22 protein-coding genes and 1 pseudogene are annotated in these 22,866 nt (G+C 64.0%); 7 read left to right on the plus strand and 16 right to left on the minus strand.

All coding sequences use genetic code 11. The features are described 5' to 3' along the window. Positions 1–38 precede the first annotated feature (38 nt). Both AC0NIE_RS24950 and AC0NIE_RS24955 read right to left on the minus strand, forming a co-directional pair. Positions 39–266 (minus strand): annotated as a pseudogene (locus AC0NIE_RS24950) (PIN domain-containing protein); the annotation flags it as partial. A 39-nt stretch (positions 267–305) separates the two neighbouring features. Then, the gene (locus AC0NIE_RS24955) at positions 306–731 is read right to left on the minus strand and encodes a MarR family winged helix-turn-helix transcriptional regulator (protein WP_473489322.1); all 426 of its coding nucleotides are present in this window, start codon (positions 729–731) and stop codon (positions 306–308) included. A 29-nt stretch (positions 732–760) separates the two neighbouring features. Here AC0NIE_RS24955 and AC0NIE_RS24960 point away from each other — a divergent pair, with 29 nt between their 5' ends. Further along, positions 761–1,255, plus strand: a complete 495-nt coding sequence (locus AC0NIE_RS24960) for a hypothetical protein (protein ID WP_474044194.1) — start codon at positions 761–763, stop codon at positions 1,253–1,255. A 149-nt stretch (positions 1,256–1,404) separates the two neighbouring features. Here AC0NIE_RS24960 and AC0NIE_RS24965 read toward each other — a convergent pair whose 3' ends face one another. After that, positions 1,405–3,450: an oxidoreductase gene (locus AC0NIE_RS24965; protein WP_473489320.1), complete on the minus strand. Its 2,046-nt coding sequence runs from the start codon at positions 3,448–3,450 to the stop codon at positions 1,405–1,407. Between the two features lie 125 nt (positions 3,451–3,575). Between AC0NIE_RS24965 and queF the strand changes: the two genes are divergently transcribed. Next, positions 3,576–4,037, plus strand: coding sequence for a preQ(1) synthase (queF, locus tag AC0NIE_RS24970; RefSeq protein ID WP_123151602.1), 462 nt, complete (start codon positions 3,576–3,578; stop codon positions 4,035–4,037). A 29-nt stretch (positions 4,038–4,066) separates the two neighbouring features. Here queF and AC0NIE_RS24975 read toward each other — a convergent pair whose 3' ends face one another. The 5 genes from AC0NIE_RS24975 to AC0NIE_RS24995 form a co-directional block, all read right to left on the minus strand. Further along, a complete protein-coding gene (locus tag AC0NIE_RS24975; protein WP_473489319.1) occupies positions 4,067–5,251 on the minus strand; it encodes a mandelate racemase/muconate lactonizing enzyme family protein in 1,185 nt (394 codons plus the stop codon). A gap of 6 nt (positions 5,252–5,257) precedes the next feature. Beyond that, positions 5,258–5,818: a hypothetical protein gene (locus tag AC0NIE_RS24980; protein WP_473489318.1), complete on the minus strand. Its 561-nt coding sequence runs from the start codon at positions 5,816–5,818 to the stop codon at positions 5,258–5,260. A 4-nt stretch (positions 5,819–5,822) separates the two neighbouring features. Next, the gene (locus tag AC0NIE_RS24985) at positions 5,823–6,302 is read right to left on the minus strand and encodes a DUF3828 domain-containing protein (RefSeq protein ID WP_473489317.1); all 480 of its coding nucleotides are present in this window, start codon (positions 6,300–6,302) and stop codon (positions 5,823–5,825) included. Between the two features lie 123 nt (positions 6,303–6,425). Then, positions 6,426–8,075, minus strand: a complete 1,650-nt coding sequence (locus AC0NIE_RS24990; RefSeq protein WP_473489316.1) for an ABC transporter substrate-binding protein — start codon at positions 8,073–8,075, stop codon at positions 6,426–6,428. A 43-nt stretch (positions 8,076–8,118) separates the two neighbouring features. Then, positions 8,119–9,669, minus strand: a complete 1,551-nt coding sequence (locus tag AC0NIE_RS24995; RefSeq protein WP_473489315.1) for a trimethylamine methyltransferase family protein — start codon at positions 9,667–9,669, stop codon at positions 8,119–8,121. 92 nt (positions 9,670–9,761) lie between these two features. On the opposite strand from AC0NIE_RS24995, the gene AC0NIE_RS25000 reads away from it, so the two are divergent. After that, the gene (locus tag AC0NIE_RS25000) at positions 9,762–10,664 is read left to right on the plus strand and encodes a LysR substrate-binding domain-containing protein (RefSeq protein WP_473489314.1); all 903 of its coding nucleotides are present in this window, start codon (positions 9,762–9,764) and stop codon (positions 10,662–10,664) included. Between the two features lie 15 nt (positions 10,665–10,679). Here AC0NIE_RS25000 and AC0NIE_RS25005 read toward each other — a convergent pair whose 3' ends face one another. Continuing rightward, positions 10,680–11,672 (minus strand): zinc-dependent alcohol dehydrogenase family protein, encoded by a 993-nt coding sequence (locus AC0NIE_RS25005; RefSeq protein WP_473489313.1) that lies wholly within the window; start codon positions 11,670–11,672, stop codon positions 10,680–10,682. A 104-nt stretch (positions 11,673–11,776) separates the two neighbouring features. On the opposite strand from AC0NIE_RS25005, the gene AC0NIE_RS25010 reads away from it, so the two are divergent. Both AC0NIE_RS25010 and mutL read left to right on the plus strand, forming a co-directional pair. Then, positions 11,777–12,679, plus strand: coding sequence for a LysR family transcriptional regulator (locus AC0NIE_RS25010; RefSeq protein WP_473489312.1), 903 nt, complete (start codon positions 11,777–11,779; stop codon positions 12,677–12,679). Between the two features lie 79 nt (positions 12,680–12,758). Beyond that, on the plus strand, positions 12,759–14,648 hold the full coding sequence (mutL, locus tag AC0NIE_RS25015) for a DNA mismatch repair endonuclease MutL (RefSeq protein ID WP_473489311.1): 1,890 nt from the start codon (positions 12,759–12,761) through the stop codon (positions 14,646–14,648). Between the two features lie 188 nt (positions 14,649–14,836). On the opposite strand, the gene AC0NIE_RS25020 is transcribed toward mutL, so the two are convergent. Then, a complete protein-coding gene (locus tag AC0NIE_RS25020) occupies positions 14,837–15,730 on the minus strand; it encodes a DMT family transporter (RefSeq protein WP_473489310.1) in 894 nt (297 codons plus the stop codon). Between the two features lie 90 nt (positions 15,731–15,820). Between AC0NIE_RS25020 and AC0NIE_RS25025 the strand changes: the two genes are divergently transcribed. After that, positions 15,821–16,747, plus strand: a complete 927-nt coding sequence (locus AC0NIE_RS25025) for a LysR substrate-binding domain-containing protein (RefSeq protein ID WP_095496170.1) — start codon at positions 15,821–15,823, stop codon at positions 16,745–16,747. Between the two features lie 143 nt (positions 16,748–16,890). Continuing rightward, entirely contained in the window at positions 16,891–17,124 is a 234-nt protein-coding gene (locus AC0NIE_RS25030) for a DUF2093 domain-containing protein (RefSeq protein ID WP_095496171.1), read from the plus strand. Positions 17,125–17,222: 98 nt separating this feature from the next. On the opposite strand, the gene lpxK is transcribed toward AC0NIE_RS25030, so the two are convergent. The 6 genes from lpxK to AC0NIE_RS25060 all read right to left on the minus strand — a co-directional run bounded on the left by lpxK (position 17,223) and on the right by AC0NIE_RS25060 (position 22,819). Further along, complete coding sequence (gene lpxK, locus AC0NIE_RS25035; protein WP_123151591.1) at positions 17,223–18,251, minus strand: tetraacyldisaccharide 4'-kinase; 1,029 nt, start codon at positions 18,249–18,251, stop codon at positions 17,223–17,225. Between the two features lies 1 nt (position 18,252). After that, on the minus strand, positions 18,253–19,569 hold the full coding sequence (gene waaA / locus AC0NIE_RS25040) for a lipid IV(A) 3-deoxy-D-manno-octulosonic acid transferase (RefSeq protein WP_473489309.1): 1,317 nt from the start codon (positions 19,567–19,569) through the stop codon (positions 18,253–18,255). Continuing rightward, complete coding sequence (locus AC0NIE_RS25045; protein WP_123151589.1) at positions 19,566–20,354, minus strand: lysophospholipid acyltransferase family protein; 789 nt, start codon at positions 20,352–20,354, stop codon at positions 19,566–19,568. The genes waaA and AC0NIE_RS25045 overlap by 4 nt, the downstream gene beginning before the upstream one ends. A gap of 6 nt (positions 20,355–20,360) precedes the next feature. Next, positions 20,361–20,606 carry a DUF4170 domain-containing protein gene (locus AC0NIE_RS25050; RefSeq protein WP_029354097.1) on the minus strand — a complete coding sequence of 82 codons (246 nt, stop codon included), beginning with the start codon at positions 20,604–20,606 and terminating at the stop codon, positions 20,361–20,363. Between the two features lie 76 nt (positions 20,607–20,682). Beyond that, positions 20,683–21,489 carry a 3'(2'),5'-bisphosphate nucleotidase CysQ gene (locus AC0NIE_RS25055; RefSeq protein ID WP_473489308.1) on the minus strand — a complete coding sequence of 269 codons (807 nt, stop codon included), beginning with the start codon at positions 21,487–21,489 and terminating at the stop codon, positions 20,683–20,685. Next, positions 21,476–22,819, minus strand: a complete 1,344-nt coding sequence (locus tag AC0NIE_RS25060; protein ID WP_473489307.1) for a TldD/PmbA family protein — start codon at positions 22,817–22,819, stop codon at positions 21,476–21,478. Before AC0NIE_RS25060 ends, AC0NIE_RS25055 begins: the two co-directional genes overlap by 14 nt. Positions 22,820–22,866 lie beyond the last annotated feature (47 nt).

A 22,866-nucleotide genomic window follows, 5' to 3' on the forward strand; every position in this document is an offset into this window, starting at 1 on the left:
TGCCGCTTCGGAAATGGCGGCCTGACGGGTAAGTCCGGCTAAGGTGCCGCCGACTGTCGCAATGGCGGCAAATTCTTCAGCGGATTGAGCATCGGCACCCCGAGCGGTGCAAAATGACGCTCGTTGTCCGTCAGTATCGTCAAACCGTGGACCTCGCCCGTAGCGGCGATCGCTATGTCTTCGAACCCTGGCCGATGCGCCCTTGCCTGATCACGGATGGACCCGGCGGCATGTGCGGCGCGCAAATCGAAGGGAAGAACCCTCTTTCCTTGGGCCACTGAAACAATGCGTTCGGCAGTTTGGGATCAATCGACATTCGCCCGCAGCGCCGCCAGGACTTCCGCGAACTCCGCCAGCCTCTCGTCGGACAACCCGGTCCGCAGCCGCTTGTCGAAGGCGAGTGCTGCCGTGCGCAATTTCAGGAACAGCGCCTCTCCCACTTCGGTCAGCTCGACCTGATGGACCCGGCGGTTTTCCGGATCGCGGCGCCGGGTCAGCAGGCCTTGCGTCTCCATCGCGTTCAGATGGTGGGTCAGCGTCGCGCCTTGGATTCCGATCATGCCGGCGAGCTCGCGCTGGTTGGCCAGTTCGCGCGACTTGATCGACAACAGAGTGACCCAGACCGGCAGCGTGCCGCCAGCCTCGACCAAGGCGGAATCGAAGGCCTGTGCGACAAGCTTTGCGGTGCGGGCGAGATTCATCCCGACTGGCGGGCGGTCAAAAAGCGTCATGATCCGACACTAGAGCAAGGGAAAGGCCGATGGAACTGGCCCTTGACTTTACATTGACATCTAATCATTCGATATCTAATCCTATGGAAAGCGGTGGGAAAGGAGAAAATGCGGTCATGCAATATGTCTACATCGTCGTCCTCGGCCTTCACGTCATGGCCGGTGTGTTCTGGGCTGGAACGACCATCGCGGTCGCCCGCGATCCGGAGATTCGGATCGAACGGTTTTTCCGGCCGCAAATGGGTGCGGCCGGCATGGTTTTCCTGACCGGCGCTCTGCTCTGGCATTTCTTCCACAGCGGCTATTTCGGTTCGATGGAAATCATTCTGGCCCTGGGTATCGCGACGGCGCTGGTTGCCGCCGGTATTCAGGGCGCGCTGGTCGGCTCTGCCAGCAGGCGGCTTGCCGGCACTGACGCGGCGACGGAAATGCAGTTGCGCGCGAAAATGACAAGGGGCGAACGCATCGCTGGTGGGCTGCTGGTCATCACCATACTTTGTATGGCTACCGCCAGGATGTTCTGAGTGGGGCCTGCCGCAATCACGGTTCAAGAGATCGTACGGTGTCTGGCGGCAAGCCGACAGCGTGCGCGGCGCGCAGATCGGACCGACGTGCCTGATGGCTCTCCGTGCGGAGGTTCGGCTGCGCGCCACCAATCAATCCGAAGTGATCTTCAGATCCGCAATCCGAACCTGATGCCGTCATAGACTGCTGCGTGGATGTTGCGAGAGGCTACCGCATCGCCGATGCGGAAAAGCACGAAACCGCCTTGCGGATTGCGCGCCGGAAAAATGTCGCCGCCATTGACCAGCCGCTCGTAATCGACCGCGCCGCCGTTCTTCGACAGCGGTTTCAGTGCGAGATAGAGATCATCGAGCGGCAGCGTGCCGTGCTCGACCACCACCTGATCGACCCGCCGCTCGCCGCGCCAGCCGTCAGCGAAGTCGGAGCTGAGCTCCGCAACCAGTTGATTGCCCTCGCGCCGCACCGAACGCAGCCGCGTGTTGATGGTGATGGTGACGCCCTTTTCCTGGAAGGCGCGCATATAGGGCACGTGGTTCATGCCGCCCATTTCCGGGGCGAAGAAGCGTTCGGGCGAAACCAGCTCAAGCTTTGCACCGCTATTGGCGATCAATTCGGCCGCACCCATGCCCTGATGGCCGCCATTGTCGTCATAGAGCAGCACGTGTTCGGCCGGCTTGATGCTGCCGGCCATGATCTCCCAGCTCGAAGTGACGAGATTGTCGCCCGCCACCAGCGGCGGGTTCTGCGGCAGGCCGCCGGTGGCGACAACCACCACGTCGGGAGACAGCGCCAGAACATCGTCCTTCTCCGCCCAGATGTCATAGCGGATATCGACGCCGAGCCGGCCGAGTTCGGCCAGCCGCCAGTCGATAATGCCGATCAACTCCTTGCGGCGCGGGTTTTGCGTCGCCAGCCGCACCTGCCCGCCGGCCTGGCTCGACGCTTCCAGCACCGTCACCTTGTGACCGCGCTCGGCCGCGACACGCGCCGCCTCCAGACCGCCGGCCCCAGCGCCGACAACGACCACGTTTCGCTTCGGTCCCTCGGTTCTCGAGATGATGTGCGGAATATCAGCCTCGCGGCCGGTTGCCGCATTGTGGATGCACAGCGCCTCGCCGCCCTCATAGATGCGGTCGAGGCAGTAAGTGGCGCCGACGCAAGGGCGGATTTCGTGTTCGCGGCCCTCCATCACCTTCCGGATGATATGCGGATCGGCCATGTGGGCGCGGGTCATGCCGACCATGTCGAGCTTGCCGGTGGCGATGGCGTGACGCGCGGTGGCGACATCGGCAATCCGCGCCGCATGGAAGGTCGGGAATTTCGTCGCCGCCCTCACCTCGCCGGCGAAGTCGAGATGCGGCGACGAGCGCATGCCGGTCACCGGGATGACCTTGGTCAGCGCGGCATCGGTTTCGATCGAGCCGCGGATGATGTTGAGGAAGTCGACCTTGCCGGAGCCGGCCAGCCTCCTGGCGATCTCCACGCCTTCCTGTTTCGAAAGGCCTTTTTCGAAATCCTCGTCGGCGACCATGCGAATACCGACGACGAACTTTTGGCCGACCGCCGCCCGCACCGCATCGAGCACTATGCCGGTGAAGCGCAAGCGGTTGTCGAGCGTGCCGCCGAAATCGTCGTCGCGCTGGTTGGTGGCCGGCGACCAGAAACCGTCCATCAGGTGGCCATAGGCCTCGAACTCGATGCCGTCGAGGCCGGCGGCCTGGCAGCGCTGGGCGGCGGCGGCATAGTCGGCGACGATGCGCTCGATGTCCCAGTCCTCGATCGTCTTCGGGAAGGCGCGATGCGCCGGTTCGCGCACCGGCGACGCGGACAGCACCGGCAGCCAGTCGGCCTTGTTCCAGCCAGTGCGGCGGCCGAGATGGGTGATCTGGATCATCACCTTGCAGTCATGCTCGTGGCAGGCATCGGCGAGTTCGGTGAGCCAGGGCACGATGCGGTCGTCATAGACATGCAGATTGCCGAATGCGGCTGGGCTGTCGCGCGAGACGATCGCCGAGCCGGCTGTCATGGTCAGCGCCATGCCGCCTTTGGCCTTTTCGGCGTGGTAGAGCCGGTAGCGCTCCTTCGGCATGCCGTCCTCGGAATAGGCCGGCTCGTGACTGGTCGACATGACCCGGTTCTTCAGCGTCAAATGTTTGAGCTGATAGGGCTGGAGAAGCGGATCGTTAGTGGTCATCGTCTTCCTGTTTCAAATTGTGCTAATGAGCGGCAAATTTTTGTTTTGCGCATGTCGTATCCCAAAACCGCGCGGGTCAGGCCCGTGGGCAGGCTTTTGGGCGACATGCAGTAAGGAACCCGCCCATGACCGATACGAAAAACCTTACCCAGCTCGGCACCAACGTCGAGGCGCCACAGAGCCCTGAAGCGGCAGTCCTGGAAACCGTGCCGTTTTCGCGCGGCGACGGGCCGCCGGCCATCGTTCGCTTCACCTGCCCGGAATTCACCTCGCTCTGTCCGGTCACCGGCCAGCCGGACTTCGCCCATATCGTAATCGACTATGCACCCGACACGCTGCTGGTGGAATCGAAGTCGCTGAAGCTGTTCATGACCTCGTTTCGCAACCATGGCGCCTTCCATGAAGAGTGCACCGTCATGATCGGCCGCCGCATCATCGCCGCGACCAAACCACTGTGGTTGCGCATAGGCGGCTATTGGTATCCGCGCGGCGGCATTCCGATCGACGTGTTCTGGCAGACCGGCGCGCCGCCGGAAGGCGCATGGCTGCCCGACACCGGTGTTGCGCCCTATCGCGGGCGCGGGTGAGCCTGAGTTTCTAAGGAACGCACGTTGCATCAGTTGAGCGGCAGCCGCCGGTAGCGTCCGGGATTGTTCGGGTCGCTGAAATGGCCCATCGGCCCGTGTTCGGCGAAGTGCCCCGCCCAGCGCTTCATTGCAGCGGGGTCAAGTTCGACGCCAAGTCCGTTGCCCTCCGGCACACGCGCCGTGTTGCCGGTCTGCCGGAAAGGACCGTCCTTGATGACGTCACCGATCTGCCAGCGAAACAGCGATTGCGATGCTTCGGTAATCCACGGCATCGCCGCCACGACATGCAGATAGGCCGATGTCATGATGCCGAGATCGTTCGAGTAGCACCAAAACCCCTTGCCCATCGCTTCGCAGGCGGCGATGAATTTCAGGGTTTTCGACAAGCCGCCGAGGGCTGCAAAATTGCAGACGAAGTAATCCGGCGCGCCGAGCGCGACCGCCCGTCTGAGATCCGGGATATGCGTGGAGAACGGAATGCGCGAATGCTGGCGCAGCGCCGCCATCTCCTCGAAGGTCGCGACCGGATCCTCATAATTGCGGATGTTGAACGGCTCGATCTCGCGCAGCACCCAGCGCGCTGTGGTCAGCGACCACTGCATGTTGGAATCGAGTCTGATCTGCGCCTTGTCGCCAAGCGCCTCGCGCAGCATGCGCACGGTGCTGATCTCGAGTTCGGGATCGCCCATGATCAGCTTGCCCTCGAAGATGGTCGAGCCATGCTCCTCGCGCATCTTTAGGCAGTACTCGACGATCGCTTCGGACGTCATCTCGCCACCCGTTCCGCCCTGCGCGGCGCGAAACGAGAAATATTCCGAAAACGGAATGTCCTTGCGCACGGCGCCGCCGAGGACTTTGTAGAGCGGCATGCCGAAGACCTTGCCTCTGATGTCCCACAGCGCCAGTTCGACGGCGCCGAACGCCACCGAGGCGGCATTCTCGCCGGTGTTGGCGGTGATCTGCCAGGGCGGCACGCAGCGCGCCTCGCAGTCGGCGATGTCGAGCGGATCGGCGCCGATCAGCGCCGGCGCGATCTCGGCCTTGATCACCTCGCCGAAATGCCACCACGGCGCCTCGCCCAGTCCGACCACGCCTTCGTCCGTCACGACCTCGATGATCGATTTTGAGGCGCCGCTATAGAGACCAGCCGTCCACCAGAAGGGGGCATCTAGCGGAACGTTGACATGGGTAACGCGGATGTTGGTGATCTTCATCGGTTCTCACTCGCACTGGTACTGACTGAGCGCCCATTCGCCGGTCACCGACAGAAGGTCCGTGATCTTCCAATCGCCGTCGACCTTCCTGAATTTCCACTCCAGCCGGTGCGGATTGCCAGCGACGATAAAGGCGACGATGACCTTGGCCTCATCGCCCTTGACCGCTTCAATAGTCTTCAGGCTCTTGTCGATCTCGGCCCTGTCATACGCCGCATTGTCGAGTGCCATGTTGGGATCGAGACACTCGCCCTGCCCTGATTTCCGCAGCGCATCGCTCTTGTCGAGCACCGACTTCGCGGGATCGGCGAAGTGACTACGCTCTGCCGGATCGAGCTCAAGCCCGACATGCTCGTAGAACGGTTTCACCACCGCCGTTGGCGAATCTGGCCGCACCGGCGCTGCCGGTTCATTTTCTGCTGGCGGCGGCGCGGCTGGCGGAGCTGCAGGTGCCGTACTATCGGCCGGCGCGTTTGCGGGCGGCGCGCCAAACAGCCCCTGAGCAGCGGTGCTGCTCAACCCCGCCGCCAGCAGGCACACAGTCGCCAGGGCCAAGGTGCGGGCCATGGCATCACTCCGGAGTCTGGCCAGCCAGGCATTCGAGCGCACTCAGCGTCCAGCCGCTGCTCTTCGAGGTGATGTCGGCGATCTTCCACTGACCGTCGATCTTCTTGAGCGACCAGACCATTTCGCGTTTGGAGTCATCGCCTTCCGGGAAAAGGTTGAACGTCACTGTCACGCTGGCGCTGTCGCCATCCACCGCTTCCGACAGCCGCAGCGTCTTGGCGACTGTCTTCTCGTCATAGTCCTGAGCGTCGAGACCGGGGGCGAAATCGATGCAAGGCACCTCGTCCGGCTTGTTCTTCTGCGCCTGGTCGTTGAGGTCGAACAGCCTGGTCACCGGCTCGGTGAAACGGTCGCGGTATTTCGCGTCGGCCTCGAACTTGACCTCGGGCATGTAGAAGAACTTCACCGCATTGGATGCCGGCCCGGCAAGGGCGGCCGCAGGCGCTGCGATCGAGAGAGCGGCGGCAAGCACAGTCAGTCTCATCCGATAATCTCCAGGCTTTCGTGGTGGGAACCGTTCAATACCACGAATCCTGCATCCCGGCTTTTTTGCAGCCCATGAAATCCCCTTTGGCGTTAACTCAGGCGCCCGGCCTTGGGCGTTAACTCAGGCGTCCAGCCAGACGTTCTGCAGATCCATTTCGAAAGTCTGGTGGACAGCGTAATTCTTCACCTTCTTGTTCATGTGGCTGTACAGCTTCTGCCAGAACGGCTGAATGATGACGCCCGAATCCTGCAGGATCTGCTCGACGTCCTTCATGACCTCGCGGCGCTTCTCCACGTCGATCAGCGAGAGAGCCTGCTTGAGCTTGGCGTCGAAATCAGGATTCGAATACGCCGTCTCATTCCAGGCCTCGCCGGTGCGATAGCCAAGCGCCAACACCTGAACGCCGAGCGGGCGCATGTACCAGATGGTCATGGAATAGGGATATTTCGTCCAGTCGTTCCAGAAGGTCGACCCCGGCAGCACCGTGCGCTTCACCTTGATCCCGGCATCGCGCAGCTGCCCGGCAATCGCGTCGCCGGTGTTCCTTTGCCAATCGTCCTCGACGGTGATCAGTTCATGCTCGAAGTCGGCCTGTCCGGCCTCGGCCATCAGCGCCTTGGCGCCCGCCGCGTCGCGTGTCTTCTTAGGCAGCGGAAAATATTCCGGATGGATCGGGCTGACATGGTGGTTTTCACCTGGGGTGCCCCGCCCGGCGTAGCCAAGTTCGAGCACCGCATTGTTGTCGACGGCCATCTGCAGCGCGTTGCGGACCTTTTGGTCCTCATAAGGCTTGTGCGTGATGTTGGTCCGGGCAACGAGCGTCGTCGCTGTCGCGACCTCCGATTTCACCAGATCCATCTGGTCGAGGATGTCGATGAAGTCGGCGGGTGTCTCGAAATTGACGTCGATTTCGCCCGATTCGAAGGCATTCACCGAAGCATTGAAGTCGGTGCCGTAGTCGATGAATTCGACACTGTCGAGCGGCGCTTCACCGCCCCACCACTTGCCATTCTCACGACGCTTGACGACCGCTTTCTCGCCGACCGAATAAGACACAAGTTCGAAAGGCCCGGTGCCAATCGGCTTGGCGATCGGATCGGCGCCGTCGGCGTCGAATTTGCGATGGACGACGAGCGCCGGATAGTCGGTGAAGTTCGGGATCAGCGAAATGTCCGGTTCGTTCAGCTTCAGCTTGACCGTATTGTCATCGACCTTGGTGATCGCTCCCTCCCTGGCCTTGCCGGTCTTTGTGTCGATCAGCGCACCGACGCGCGCGGCCATTGAATTGCCGGCGGCATCCTTCTCGCACCAGCGTGTCAGATTGTAGACGACATCATCGGCGTTGAAAGCGTCGCCATTGTTCCAGGTGATGCCCTTGCGCACATGCAGCACATATTCGGTGGCGTCGTCGTTGACGTCCCAGCTCTCGAGCAGGACCGGCTCGAATGTGAATTCGCGTGTATAGCGGACAAGCGGTTCGAGCCAGGTGCGGGTGATGTTTGCCATCTCCACCCAGTCGTAAGTGCGCGGATCCTTCTGCGCCTTCACCGACATCGACACGTGCAGCGTTCCGCCTTTCTTCGGCTCTTCGGCCAACGCCCGTTCCGGCACCGCAAGGCCGATCATACCGTAGGCAAGCGCAGTCGATGCCCCGAAGGCGCTCGCCAGCGCCAGAAACTCGCGCCGGTCCATCCGACCTGCACGCGTCTCTGCCGCCATCGCCTCGATCGCATTCGGCACGCGATCACCGCTGCTTCTGAAGAGTGCCATTTTTTCCTCCCGTCTGGTTCCCGTCAGGTCTTCGCCTGTCCTATTAACTAACGCTGTCGGGCAGCTTCTCCTCGCGCAGCGCGATCAAATCTTCGAGACCATCGGCGATGCCCTCATCGAGCTTCGGCTCCTCATAGTCCGCCAGCATGTTGCGCGCTTTCTCGCGGCCGCGCGTGTCGTGGTCCTTTGCCCCTTCGGCCTTCCACTGTTCGTACGAATTGAAGTCCATGATGCTCGGCATGAAGAAGGCGGACTCGAAATGTTCAAGCGTGTGCTGGGTGCCGAGGAAGTGGCCCTGCGGCCCCACCTCGCGGATCGCCGCCATCGCTTCCTTGAAATCGTCGAACGGAAGGCCGCCTGCATATTTGTACCAGCCGACAAGCTGTTCGCAGTCCGTCGCAAATTTTGAATAGCCGCAGGTCAGGCCGGCCTCGAGCCATCCGGCGGAGTGCCAGATGTAGTTGGCGCCGGCAAGGATGGCGGCATGCATCAGCATGTTCGCCTCGTAGCCCGCCTGGGCGTCATTCAGCTTCGATCCGACATGGAAGCCCGACGTGCGCCACGGCAGCCGGCATTTCCGCGCCAGCGCCCCCATCAGATACATCATCTGGGCCGCCTCAGGCGTGCCGCCCATGGGTGCACCGGTCTTCATGTCCACCGTGACCATGAACTGTCCGTAGATCTGCGGCGAACCCGGACGCAGCAGCTGTGTGAACGCGACGCCCGCCAGCGCTTCCGCATTGACCTGAGCGACCGCTCCCACGGCAGAGGCGGAAGTCGAGGCGCCGCAGAGAGCGAAGGGCGCAAGGATCAGTGGCTGGTTGTGGCGCGCATAGATCTTCATCGCGTCCAACATGGTGGCATCCCACACGAGCGGCGAATTGCAGTTGGTGATCGCCACCAGGACAGGGTTGTCACGGACATAGTCCTCGCCGAAAACGATGCCTGCCATCGCCATCGTGTCTTCGGCTCGATCCTTGGACGTCACGATGCCCATGAACGGCTTGTCGGAATGCTTCAGCGCTGAATGGATGATGTGGAGGTGACGCTTCGGGACCGGGATTTCCATCGGCTCGCAGATGATCGAGCTCGACGAATGCAGCGCCGGGGCCAGGTAGGCGAGCTTGTGGAAATTCTGCAGGTCGGCGAGCGTGCCATAGCGCCTGACGTTGTCGAGGTCGCGCACGTAAGGCGCCCCGTACATCGGCACGAAGATGGAGTTGTTTCCGCCCACGCGCACCGAACGCTGTGGATTCCTCGCGTTGAGCGTAAACTCCGACGGGACCTTCGATACGAGCTCCATCAGGAGGGCACGGTCGATCCGGACTCTTGTGTCCGAGACATCGGCTCCCGCCGCCTTCCACATTGCAATGGCCTCGTCGTCGCGGAACTCGCATCCCACCTCTTCGAGGATGGAGAGCGACTCCTGGTGGATCAGTTCCACCGCCTCGTCCGGCACCATCTGATATACCGGGATCTTACGGACCAGGGTCGGAAACGACGCCATGGGAGTTCCCCGCAGCGCCTTGCGCCCCAGGCGGCCGCCACTTCGGCGGTTGGCGTGTTCGGTCACTTCAGCGGCCGGTGCGTTCATGGAAACTCCATCCTCCCAGAGCCAGTCAACTTAGCGAGACAAAATACAGCTGTGACGCTGGAAAATCCTGATCTCTTGTATAAGTTCAGCTTATGCGAAGCCTCCGCCACCTGCTGCCGTCCGCCGGCAGCCTGATCGTTTTCGAAGCCGCCGGGCGGCTGTCGAGTTTTACCGCCGCCGGGCGAGAGCTTGGCATGACGCAGGCTGCCGTGTCTTATGCGATCCGGGGGCTTGAAGAGCAGCTCGGCGCGAAACTCTTCCAGCGCCGGCATCGTCAGGTCAGCCTGACCGAAGCCGGTGACCGCTTTCACGCCGACGTCTCGCTTGGCCTGTCGCACATCCGCAAATCGGCGGAGGATTTGCGCCTACAGGCGACCGGCGGCCATGTGACGCTTGCCGCATCGACCGCTTTCGGCTCCTTCTGGATGATGCCGCGCCTGCAGCAGTTCCGCGACGAACTGCCGGGTATTGACCTGCGCATCCAGACCGCCGACCGCGATCTCGACATCATCGCCGAGGGCATCCCGCTCGCTGTGCGCGGTGGCGAGCCCCGGGAATGGCCGGACTATCATTCACTGCCACTGGCCGACGAGGAGATATTCCCCGTCGCCGGCGTGAGCTATGTGGCACGGTTCGGGCTGCCGGAAACCGTCGAGGATCTTCCATCACACCGGCTCATCCATCTCGAAGAACCGTTTCGCGAGGCCGCGAGTTGGGACGAGTGGTTCGCCTCGGCCGGGGTCAACATCACCGATGCCGGGCGCGGCTTGCGCATCAATGATTATGCCTTGGTGATCCAGGCGGTGATGGAAGGGCAAGGCATTGCGCTCGGCTGGGGTCACCTCGCCGAGCGCCTGCTGGCGTCGGGACTGCTCGTGCGCGTCACCGACCACACAATGACGACCGGCAAGGGCTTTCATGTCATCTGGTCGAGAAACCGGGAGCTCAGCGACAATGCTCGCAAGGTGCGGGACTGGCTGGCCGCGCAAGCATGAGGCTCCCATTAATGCTCAATCAACCGTCACGACGATCTTGCCGAATTGCTCGTTCGACTCGAGAAAGCGATGCGCTTCGACGATCTGCTCGAATGGAAAGGTTTTGGCGATTGCCGGCTTTAGCGAACCTGACATCAATCCGTCGAGGATGAACGCCTTGGCAGCTTCCAACTTCACCGGATCGCCAGTGATCTCGTGGACGAGATAGCCGCGCAGCGTCAGCGTCTTGGCCAGCACGGCGAACAACGGGAGCGGCGTCGGCTCGGGGCTCAAGCCGCCATATTCGATAAGAATGCCACCTCGTGCCATCGCCGCCGTCAGAGGCGCGAAAATCGGGCCGCCGACCGCGTCGAACACCACTCGGATGTTGTCCGGACTGGCGATTTCCTTCAGCCGGGCTTCCAGATCTTCGTCCGCTGAAGCGACGACATGGGCCGCGCCGAACTTGAGCAGGGCCTCTCTCTTGGCAGATGTCCGCGTGACCGCGATCGCGGTCGCACCAACGATGTTGGCAATCTGGATCGCGGCAAGTCCGACACTGCTCGATGCCGCGGTAATGACGACAAAGTCGTCTCTGCTGAGCTTGGCAATGTCGATCAGTGCGCCATAGGCGGTGAGATATTGCATCCAGACGGCTGCCGCCTCTTCCCAGCTGAGCGATGGCGGATGTTTGACCACGAGCTCGGCGGGATATGTGGCAATCTCACCATAGGCGGGCCAGCGGGCCATCGATAATGGCGGCACGACGCTGACGGCGTCACCTAGCGCAAAACCGTGCACGGCTTCGCCGACCGCTTCGACGACACCCGCTGCCTCAAGGCCAAGACCGGAAGGCAACGGCGGCGTCTGGATATAGGTGCCCGAACGCAGCAGCGCCTCGGCCCGGTTGAGACCCAATGCCTTGACCCAGATCTGAATCTCGCCCGGACCGAGCGCGGGAATATCGAGATTCTCGATGCGCAAAACCTCGGGACCACCATGCTCATGAAAGCGAACAACACGTGCCATGCGGTCATAACTCCAAAATATTTGAACCGAATACGCTATGCCAGCGGCCATCCGGCAGATAAATGGTTGCTTGGGCAAGACAGTAGAAACTGGGAGTTTTGAATATGGATCGCCTTACGAGCATGGCCGTGTTCGTCAAAACCGTCGATCTGGGCTCGTTCGCGGCGGCTGCTGCCGCTCTCGACCTGTCCGGACCGATGGTCGGCAAGCATGTCCGGTTTCTCGAGGAGCGTCTGGGCGTGCGCCTCATCAACCGGACCACACGCCGCCAGAGCCTGACCGACTTCGGGCGCGCCTACTATGAGCGCTGCCGGATGGTACTCGCTGAAGCCGAAGCTGCGGATGCACTCGCGGCCGATCAACTTTCCGAACCACGCGGAAAGCTGCGCGTCATCATGCCCGTGCACTTCGGCCGGCGCTGCGTTGCCCCGATCCTGCTGGAGCTTGCGCAGCGATATCCCGCTCTGGAACTCGACCTGTCGTTCAGCGATCCCATCGCCGATCTTGCAGAGGATGGCTGCGATCTTGCCATCCGGACCGGCAATCTGGAGGATCAGGCCGGCGTGATGGCGCGTCGCGTCGCGCGCCAGCGCATGGTCGTCTGCGCGTCGCCATCCTATCTCGACAGGCACGGCCAGCCGCAGGAGATAGATGACCTCGGCAGCCATCACGCGATCATCTACCGCCGTTCCGGGCGTGCCGTTCAGCCATGGCTGTTTCCACGCAGCGGCCAGCCTGCGCTGGAAGTCATGCCGGTCAGCCGGTTGCGGTTCGACGACCTCGCTGCGATTGCCGATGCTGCGGCAGCCGGCATGGGGCTTGCCTGGCTGCCATACTGGCTGGTCCGTGAGCGCATTCAGGCCGGCGCACTTGTCCCGCTGTTATCTGACCAGCCGGGATTTCTTTACGACGCCTATGCGCTCTGGCTGCAGACGCCTCACTTACCGCTGAAGGTTCGCCTTGCCGTCGACGCGCTGGCAGCGGCACTGCCCAGGCTGATGACGTGAAATGCAGGAGCACGGTGAGCGGCGCGGATTCCTGAATTCGCCCCTCCCGCATGGGCGACGAATCCGCGTATAGTACCCCATGCCTATCCGCCAGCTTTCCGAAACGATGATCAACCAGATCGCCGCCGGCGAAGTCATCGAGCGTCCGGCAAGCGTGGTCAAGGAACTGGTCGAGAACGCGCTCGACGCCGGCGCTGCCAGAATAGAGATCGTCACCGCCGGCGGCGGGCTGAACTTGATCCGCGTCACCGATGACGGCTCGGGCATCCCGGAGAAGGAATTGGCGCTGGCGATCGCGCGCCACTGCACCTCGAAGCTCGCCGACAACATCCACGACATCCGCTCGCTCGGCTTTCGCGGCGAGGCGCTGCCGTCGATCGGCTCAGTGGCGCGGCTGTCGATCCGCTCGCGCACGGCCAACGGCGACAGCGCCGCCGAGATCGGCATCGAAGGCGGCCGCGTATCTGCCGTCAAGCCGGCGGCCGCCAATCGCGGCACCACGGTCGAGGTGCGCGACCTGTTCTTCGCCACGCCGGCGCGCCTCAAATTCATGAAGGGCGAGCGCGCCGAAAGCTCGGCGACCAGCGACGTGATCAAGCGCATCGCCATCGCCTTCCCCGCCGTGCGCTTCACGCTGGCCGGTTCCGACCGCTCGACGCTGGAACTGCCGGCGACCGACGACAGTGCGGAAGGCCGGCTGCGCCGCGTTGCGCAAGTGATGGGCGCCGACTTTCCGGCCAATGCCATCGCTATCGACGCCGTGCGTGACGGTGTGCGTCTCGCCGGCCACGTCTCTATCCCGTCCTTCAGCCGCGCCAATGCGCTGCAGCAATACGCCTATGTCAACGGCCGGCCGGTGCGCGACAAATTGATCGCCGGCGCCATCCGCGGCGCCTTCGCCGACGTGCTGCCGCGCGATCGCCATGCGGTGACGGTGCTGTTCCTGACGCTCGATCCGGCCATCGTCGACGTCAATGTCCATCCGGCCAAGGCCGATGTCCGCTTCCGCGATCCGGGGCTGGTGCGCGGGCTGATCGTCGGCGCCGTCCGCGAGGCGCTGGCCAATGCCGGCATCCGTGCCGCCACATCAGGGGCGGCCGGCATGATGGCGGCGTTCCGGCCGGGCGCAGCGTCCTATGCGCATACCGGTCCAGCCAACGGCCATCGCAGCTATGAGGCGGCCTACCGTGCCTCCGGCTTCGCCGGTTTCGACCCGGCCCGCTCGCCGCAGCGGCCACTGGACATGGGCTTGGAAGGCGGGGGATTTGAGGACACGGAACCAGGAAACGGCGGCTTCGGCGAAAACGATCAGGTGGCGTTCGACGCCGGACCGCTTCACAGCGCCGACGCGCGTGCCGGACAGACTGAGGCGGCGGAAACGCTGCTCGGCATGGCGCTGGGTGCCGCACGCGCGCAGGTGCATGAGAACTACATTGTCGCGCAGACCAGGGATTCGCTGGTCATCGTCGACCAGCATGCGGCGCATGAGCGGCTGGTCTACGAGGCGCTGAAGAACGCGCTGCATGCGCGCCCCGTGCCGTCGCAGATGCTGCTTTTGCCCGAGATCGTCGATCTGCCGGAAGAGGATGCCGAGCGGCTTGCCTTGCATTCCGAAACGCTGGCTCGCTTCGGCCTCGGCATAGAGCGTTTCGGCCCGGGTGCTGTCGCCGTGCGCGAGACGCCGTCGATGCTCGGCGAAACCAATGTCCAGCAGTTGGTGCGCGACCTTGCCGACGAGATCGCCGACAACGACACGGTCGACACGCTGAAAGAGCGGCTGGACAGGATAGCCGCGACCATGGCCTGCCACGGCTCGGTGCGTTCCGGCCGCCTGCTCAAACCCGAGGAGATGAACGCACTGCTGCGCCAGATGGAAGCGACGCCGGGGTCCGGCACCTGCAACCACGGCCGCCCGACCTATATCGAGCTCAAGCTTGCTGATATCGAGCGGCTATTTGGCAGGCGGTAAGGAGGCACAGGGCGCAGACCGGACCTTCGGTCCGACCTCCCCACAAGGGGGAGGTAGGGAGTTTGGCCGCGGACGTCTCGCGAGGAGCTTACCCTCCCCTTGTGGGGAGGGTCGCTGCGGAGCAGGGGTCCGAAAAGAGCCGCTATACAGCGGCTCTTTTCGAGCCAAGAGACGGCCCACCCTCTGATTTACCTCTTCAAATTCACCACGATCACGCCGCCCAGCGCCAGTGCGCCACCGAGAATGCCGAGCAGCGTCGGCACCTCGCCCAGCCAGAAGAAGCCGATCAGCGTCGCCACAGGCGAAACCAGATAGAGGAAGTTCGAGGCGCGCGCCGCCGGCAACCGGGAAAGTGCCGTCGCCCAGGCGGCGTAGGCGATGAGGCTCGGCACGATGCCGAGAAAGATGACGGCACCGAGACCGGCGTTGTCGGCAACCGCCGCCTGCGCCAGGCCGCTCGGCAGGAAAGGCAACAGGCAGATCGCGCCGAGCACCATGTTCGAGGCCGAAATGGTCAGCGGATGGTGGCTAGCAAACAACGGCTTTTGCACGATGGTGTTGACGGCCGAGCACAGCGCCGAGCCGAGGACCAGCAGCGCACCATTGTCGAAATACAACCCTTGCCCTTCGCCCATGGCGATGATGCCGATGCCGGCGAAGGACAGGAACGTTCCAGCCCAGGCGAGGCCTGAGAAGCGTTCGCCGAGCAGCGCCATCGCCATGATCGCGGTGAAGATCGGGCTGACGTTGATGATGAAGCCGGCAGCACCCGCCGAAACGGTCAGTTCGCCGAAATTGAGCATTGCCGTGTACAGCGCAACGAAGACGGCGCCGCCGAAGGCAAAGCGCCAGAATTCATCGAGCCGGGGCAGCGCCGGCCGCTTGACGGCGAGGAAGATCGCCGCCGGCACCGCGGCGATGGCGAAGCGCAGCGCGCCGAGTTCCAGCGGTCCGAAAGCGACGAGGCCGGCGCGGATCGCCGGGAAGGCGGAGGCCCAGCCGACCACTGTCAGCGCCACCGCAATGGCCGCCGTGGTATCTATCCGCTGTGTCGTATTCAACGTGCCGGTACAGGCGTTCATATCATTATTCCCGCGTTTCATGTCCTCAAACACACAAAACGCCTTTCCTGATCGGTTGACAAACGACCAAATCGAGGGTCAGCTGTGACTATGGATCACAGCTCTGACGCAATACTGCCGCTCGAAACCCTGCGCGCCTTCGACGCCGCGGCGCGGACGGGCAGCTTTTCGGCGGCTGCCGAAAAACTCAACATCACCCATGGCGCCGTCAGCCGGCAGATCGCCAAGCTCGAGGACTGGCTCGGGCTGAAAGTGTTCGATCGCGGCGCGCGTGGGGTCTCGCTGACGATCGAAGGCAACCGCCTGCATCTGCGCACCACTGAGGCCTTCGCGCTGATATCCAGCAATTCGGACCGCTGGGTCGAACCGCGCGGCACCGCCGTGGTGCGGCTGACCTCGATCCCTTCGGTTAGCGGGCTGTGGCTGATGCCGCGCATGGCGGCGCTGGAAAACAATCCGTCCAGGCTGCGCATCGTGCTCGACGTCGACATCCGCCAGGCGGACCTTGCCGACGACGGTATCGATCTGTCGATCCGCTGCGGTCGCGGCCGCATCCCTGGCCGCGTCTCGGTGCAGCTGTTCGAGGAACATGTGTTTCCGGTCGCCTCGCCGGACCTCGCCCGCGAGATCGGCCGTGGCGACCCTGCCCGGCTGCTCAAATTCCCGCTGATCAACGATTCCGACGCCTCGGCCTGGCGCGCCTGGTTTGCCGCCCAGGACATGGACTATCGCCCGCGTCCGCAGGACCGCCGCTTCGAGGACTACAATCTGGTGCTCGACGCCGCAGCCCATGGTCTCGGCATCGCGCTGGCGCGGCCGCCGATGATCGAGCATCAACTGAAGTCAGGCCGCATCGTCGCTGTGGACGACCGCATCGTTCTCAGCCCGATATCCTACTGGCTCGATCGGCCTACAGGGCGACCGCGCGCCGCCGCCGCCGAGCTTGCCCGGCGCATCGCGGCCCAGGCCGGGCTGGCGGCGGAAAAGATCGAGGAGTTCATCGTAGCCGAGCAGTAGGATGCCGGACATCCGCTTTGCCGGCTTGCTCGGCTGGTTGTCGTCTGAAACAGAGCCGACCAAAGCCAATCTTGTCTCGCTCCAAGCTTGACCTTGCCGGCATTTTGTGGCGATGACATCGTCATGAACCTCGGCTCCATGTCATGATGAACCGCTTCGAAGGCCCCGGCGGCAAGGAAGCCCGTATCCGCTACCTGGACGGCGACTTCCAGGTGACCAGCCCCGGCGCCTTCGTGCGCTGCGCGGTCACCGGCGAAAGCATCCCGCTCGATGAGCTCAAATACTGGAGCGTCGCCAGGCAGGAGCCCTATGTGAGTGCCGCGGCCTCGCTGCGCCGCGAGATCGAGGCACATCCCGAAATGCGCAGCCGGCGCTAAACCGGTTACGCAGAATGAGACCCGATCTATAGCGATCCTTCGCCGGCATCTCCGCAAAAGTTCGACCCGACCGCCGCGGCGCTCGAAGGTTCTCTGATTCACCCCTGCAGCTTGCGCTGCCGCCAGGCATCCAGCGTCTCGTCGATGATGCGTTCAGGCACGTGGTCGGGATCGAACACGGTGTCGATCTCCAGCACATCGAGCTGTCCGAGGAAATCGGCGGACGCGGCATCATGGCGCAGCCGGGCGGCGTCCTTGGCGGTGGTGATGAGGCCAAGTCCGGCACCTCGCGCTGTCGCTGACAGTTCGGCAAGCTCGTCCTCGCCGTAGAAATGGTGGTCCGGAAACGACCGGGTCAGCGCAACCTCGCCGCCGGCCTGACGGACCGTGTCGAAGAATTTGTCGGGATGGCCGATGCCGGCAAAGGCGAGAAATCGCTTGCCGGCCAGCCCCGCCTTGCTGCTTGGCCGTGTACGCGCCTCGAAGATCGGCCGGCCGGCACGCGCCGCCTGGCGGACGACGGCATCGGCAGCAAGGCCCTCGCCCATCTTCAGCAGCGCGCTGGTGAAAACCAGTTGGTCGACGATATCAGCCCTGAGCGGACCGCCAGGAATGACGTGGCCGTTGCCGACGCCGTAGCGTGCATCGACGACGACCAGCGCATAGTCGATATGGATGCGGGCGCTCTGGAAACCGTCATCCATGATCAGGAAATCGCAGCCATGCTTTTCCAACAGAAGGCGCGCGCCGGCGGCACGGTTCGGCGTCACTGCGACCGGCGCGTGCTCGGCCAAAAGCAACGGCTCGTCGCCGACATGCTTGGCGGCGTCGTGATGCGGATCGACGACATGCGGCTGCGCGAAGGAGCCGCCATGGCCGCGCGACAGGAAACCGGGATTAAGCTGCATGCGCCTGGCCTGCCGGGCCAGGGCGATCGCCACCGGCGTCTTGCCGGTGCCGCCGACGGTGAAGTTGCCGACGCACAGCACCGGCGCCTCAACCTTTTCGCGCGCTGCCGAGCGCATGCGGCGGCCGGCAACGAGAGCATAGATCGCCGACAGCGGCGCCAGCGCCAGCGCCCGCCAGTCCGGTTCTTCCCACCAGAAGGGGGGCGCTTCGCTGGCCATCTTAGCGGCCGTTGGCGCCCTTGAGGCGCGACTTGACGACCAACGGCTGAATGTAGGGTTCGAGCGATTTCAAGGTGAGCGCCAGCGCGCCGCGCATCTCGTCGACGGTCGCCGCGCCGGCCGCCATCATCTCATGGCGAGCCACCTCGTTGCTCAACAGGAAATTGACGGCGCCGGCCAGCATGTCGCGGTCGCGCACCAGCTTGGCGCCGCCGCTGTCGAGCAGGCGCTGATAGGTCTCGCGAAAGTTCTGGACATTGCGGCCGGCCAGCACCGCCGTGTCGAGCATGGCCGGCTCCAGTGGGTTCTGGCCGCCCTCCGAGGTGAGCGAACGGCCAACGAAGGCGATCTCTGTCAGCCGGAGGTAAAGCCCCATCTCGCCCATCGTGTCGCCGAGCAGAATGTCCGTATCGGCGGTGATCCGGTCGCCCTTGCTGCGCCGAGCGACTTTCAGGCCCATGCCGGAAATCTGCGCGGCAAGAATTTCTGCGCGATCGGGATGGCGCGGCACGACGATCGTCAACAGACCGTGGTGACGCTTGTGCAGCATCGCGTGAACCTCGGCAGCGACCACCTCCTCGCCGTCATGGGTCGAGATCGCCGCCCAGGTCGGGCGGGCGCCGAGCTGGCGCTTCAGCGTGTACAGCGTCCTTTCATCGGCCGGCGGCGGCGTGGTGTCGACCTTGAGATTGCCGGATACGGTGACCGGCCGGGCGCCGAGCGAGAGGAAGCGCTCGCCGTCGACATCCGACTGGGCGACGACATGAGCGAGATTCTCGAACAGCGCCTCGGCGATGTTGGCGCGCTTCTTCCAGGATTTGAACGAACGGTCGGATAGCCTGCCATTGACCAGCACCTGCGGCACACGGCGCGCGCCGAGCTCCAGAATGGTCATCGGCCAGATCTCCGATTCGGCGATGATCGCCAGGTCCGGCCGCCAATGGTCGAGGAAGCGGCTGACCGCCGGCTTGAGGTCGAGCGGCACATATTGGTGGATGATGCGGTCGCCGAGCCGTTCGTCGGCAACCTGAGCGGAGGTGACAGTCCCCGTCGTCAGCACGATGTTGACGCCGTAGTCGAGAATGCTCTCGACCAGCGGCACGACGGCGATCGTCTCGCCGACGCTCGCCGCATGGATCCAGATCACCGGCCCGTCGGGGCGCTCGCGCCCGGCGATGCCATAGCGCTCGCGCCGGCGAATTCGGTCTTCCTTGCCCCTGGAGGTGCGCCAGGCGACATAGGGCCCGATCAGCGGGTAGGCGGCTGCGCCAGCGAAACGATACGCCGTCAGGAAGGTGCGCGCCCAGCGCTCGCTCATTTCGAGCCATCCACGAGGCGGTAGGCCTCGGCAGTCGCGGCGTTGAGCGCGGCCGTGACCTCCTGGCGCTTGCGTTCCATTTCGGCCTCATCGGCATTGGCCGGAACGAAAACCGGCGTTCCCAGAACGATCGAGGAGCGGCCGAACGGCAGGTTGATCGTGGTCTTGTCCCAGCTGCGCTCCAACACCTTGCGGCGGCTGGTGGCGATGGCGGCGGGCAGGATCGGCCGGCCCGAAAGCCGCGCCAGGAGAACGATGCCAAGTCCCGCGTCGCGCGGCGTGCCATGCGGAATGTCAGCGATCATGGCGACGTTCTTGCCGGTGGCGAGTGACTTTTTCAGGGCGATCAGCGCTTTGGCGCCGCCCTTGTCGCGACGCTTCGAGCTTTCGCGTCCGCCCGAGCCGCGCACCGCCTCGATGCCGAATTTCTCGATCATCAGTGCGTTGAGCTCGGCATCGGCACTACGCGATACCATGGCGACCAGCGGCCGTCCCCTGGGATAGTAGGCCGGAGTCAGAAGGTGCTGGCCGTGCCACAGGGCTATGATGCCGGGTTCGAACTCCGAGTAGGCGCCGCCCGACATCTGCGCCGATCCGTCGACAACACGGTTGGTCAGGCGGACGAGGCGAACGAACTGAGCAAACAGGCTGGCGATGGCGTTCTTGACGAATCGCGATTGCGCCAGCGGTTCGCGTATCTTGCGCCAGAATGTCTTCGAGGTGCCACCGCGGCGTCCTCTGACCGCGGACCTCGTGGCCGGCCCTTTCACGGCTTCATGATCCATCAAATGTCAACCGGCGGCCTTGTTGTCGGGGTCAAGCAACCGGTGCAGGTGAACGACGAAATAACGCATGTGGGCGTTGTCCACGCTGGCTTGGGCCTTGGCTTTCCACGCCGTTTGCGCGGATTGATAATCCGGATAGATGCCGACGATATCGAGCGCGTCGAGATCACGGAATTCTGTCCCGCCCAGCGTCTTCAGTTCGCCGCCGAACACCAGGTGCAAAAGCTGCTTCTTTCCGTCTTCCGCGGTCATGTCGGTCCTTCACATATCGTGAGTTTGTGACAGGTCTAGACCAAAGCCGCCGACTTTGGAACCATTGATGATATGTTCAACCGCCCAGCCCTGCGATGATGCCGGAGAGCACGGCGAGCAGTTCGCCGCTGCCGGCGACCAGCGCGCCGTGGTGGATCACTTCACCGGCATAGCGCGGCGCGCGGCCCCTCTGGTCGAGCAATGCGCCGCCGGCCTCGCGCAGGATGAGATCCGCCGCGGCGATGTCCCAGTCATGTGCATTGGGTTTGACGAACGTCGCGTCGAGCCTGCCATTGGAGACCATCGCCAGCCGGTAGGCGAGCGAGGGAATATAGGGCACGCGGCTCAGCCGGCCCTGCCATTCCGCCGGCATCAAAGCGATCAACGGCTTCGGCCCGCCAATTTCGACCATTGCTGCCGGGCGGCGCACGGCAATGCGACGGCCATTCAGGAACGCCCCCTCACCGGGCAGCGCCCAATAGGTCTCCTCCGTGGCGGGACATTCGAGCACGCCGGCAAGCGTGCGGCCGTCCTCGACCACCGCGACGCTGACGCACCAGGAGCGCAGGCCTTCGAGGAACCCGCGCGTGCCATCTATCGGATCGACGACGAAGGTGCGGCGGGCGGCAAGCCTTGCCGGATCGTCGGCCGTTTCCTCCGACAGCCAGCCATAGTCCGGCCGCGCTGCAAGCAAGGTTTCGCGCAGATAGGCGTCGGCGGCGTGATCGGCCTCGCTCACCGGCGAGGTGCCGCCCTTCATCCACACTTGCGGATTGTTGCCGAAATAGCGCATGGCGATGGCGCCCGCCTCGCGGGCAGCGTCGCGCAGCAGCGGCAGATCCTCGCGAGCCCCGGCGGAAGTGACCTGGTCAAGCTCCGGCAAGGGTCATGCCTTCGATCAGCAGCGTTGGTGCGGCGGTGCCGAAATTGCGATCGAGATCGCTCGCCGCAACCATGTTGAGAAACATGGTCTTCAGGTTCGAGGCGATGGTCACTTCCGCGACCGGATAAGCGAGTTCGCCATTCTCGATCCAGAAGCCGGAAGCGCCGCGGCTGTACTCGCCAGTCACCATGTCGACGCCCTGGCCGAACACTTCGGTGACGTAAAAGCCTGATTTGAGCGACTTGATGAGGTCCTCGGGCGTCCGCTCGCCCGGCTCGATGGCAAGATTGGTCGACGACGGCGAGACGGAGGAGCCGTTGCGCGAACCGCGCCCGTTGGTGGTCAGCCCCAATTCCCGCGCCGCCGAGGTCGATAGGAACCAGTGGTTCAAAACGCCCTTCTCAACCATGAGCAGCTTTTCGCCCTCGATGCCTTCACCGTCGAACGGGCGCGACGCCTGACCACGGAGCCGGAGCGGCTCGTCGGTGACGGTGATCGCGACCGCCGCCACCTGCTTGCCCATCATGTCGCGCAGAAAGCTGGTCTTGCGCGCGACCGACGCGCCATTGATGGCGCCGGCGAGATGGCCGGCGATGCCGCGGGCGACGCGCGGGTCGAACACCACATCGACCGGCCCGGTCGCGGCCTTGCGCGCGCCGATGCGCCGCGCGGCGCGTTCGCCGGCCTTGCGGCCGATGTCTTCGGGTGCGTCGAGATCGGAGAAATGTTGACGCGAGGAGAATTCATAATCGCGCTCCATGCCGGTGCCCTCGCCGGCGATGACGCTGGTCGAGCGCGAAAAACGCGAGGCGACATAGTGGCCGACAAAGCCGTGCGAGGTGGCGAGCACCAGCCCGCCAAGCCCGGCGCTGGCGCCGCTGCCGGCCGAATTGGTAACGCCCTTGACGGCAAGGGCCGCCGCTTCCGCGGCCAGCGCCGCTTCCTTCAACTGGTCGGCCGAGACTTCCGTCGCGTCGAACAGATCGAGGTCGCGCGGCTTCTTGACCAGCAAGGCCGGATCGGCGAGCCCCTGATAGGGATCTTCCGGCGAGACTTTCGCCATCGCCACGGCGCGCTCGGCGAGCGCCTTCGGGTCCGACGCGGCCGTTGCCGAGACGCTCGCCACCCGCTTACCGACGAAGACGCGCAGCGAGACATCCTCGCTCTCGGACGCCTCGGTACCCTCGACCTTGCCAAGCCGCACCGACACGCCGGTCGAACGGCCGCGCACCGCAACCGCGTCGGCGGCGTCGGCGCCGGCCCGTTTGGCAGCCTCGACCAGGGCCGCGACGCGGTCGGTCAATTTCGCTGAGTCGAGCGTATCGGTCATGCGCATGTTCCTGTTTTTCCGCCTGACATAAAAGGGCGGCCGTTCCG

Source organism: Mesorhizobium sp. WSM4842 (assembly GCF_055901575.1).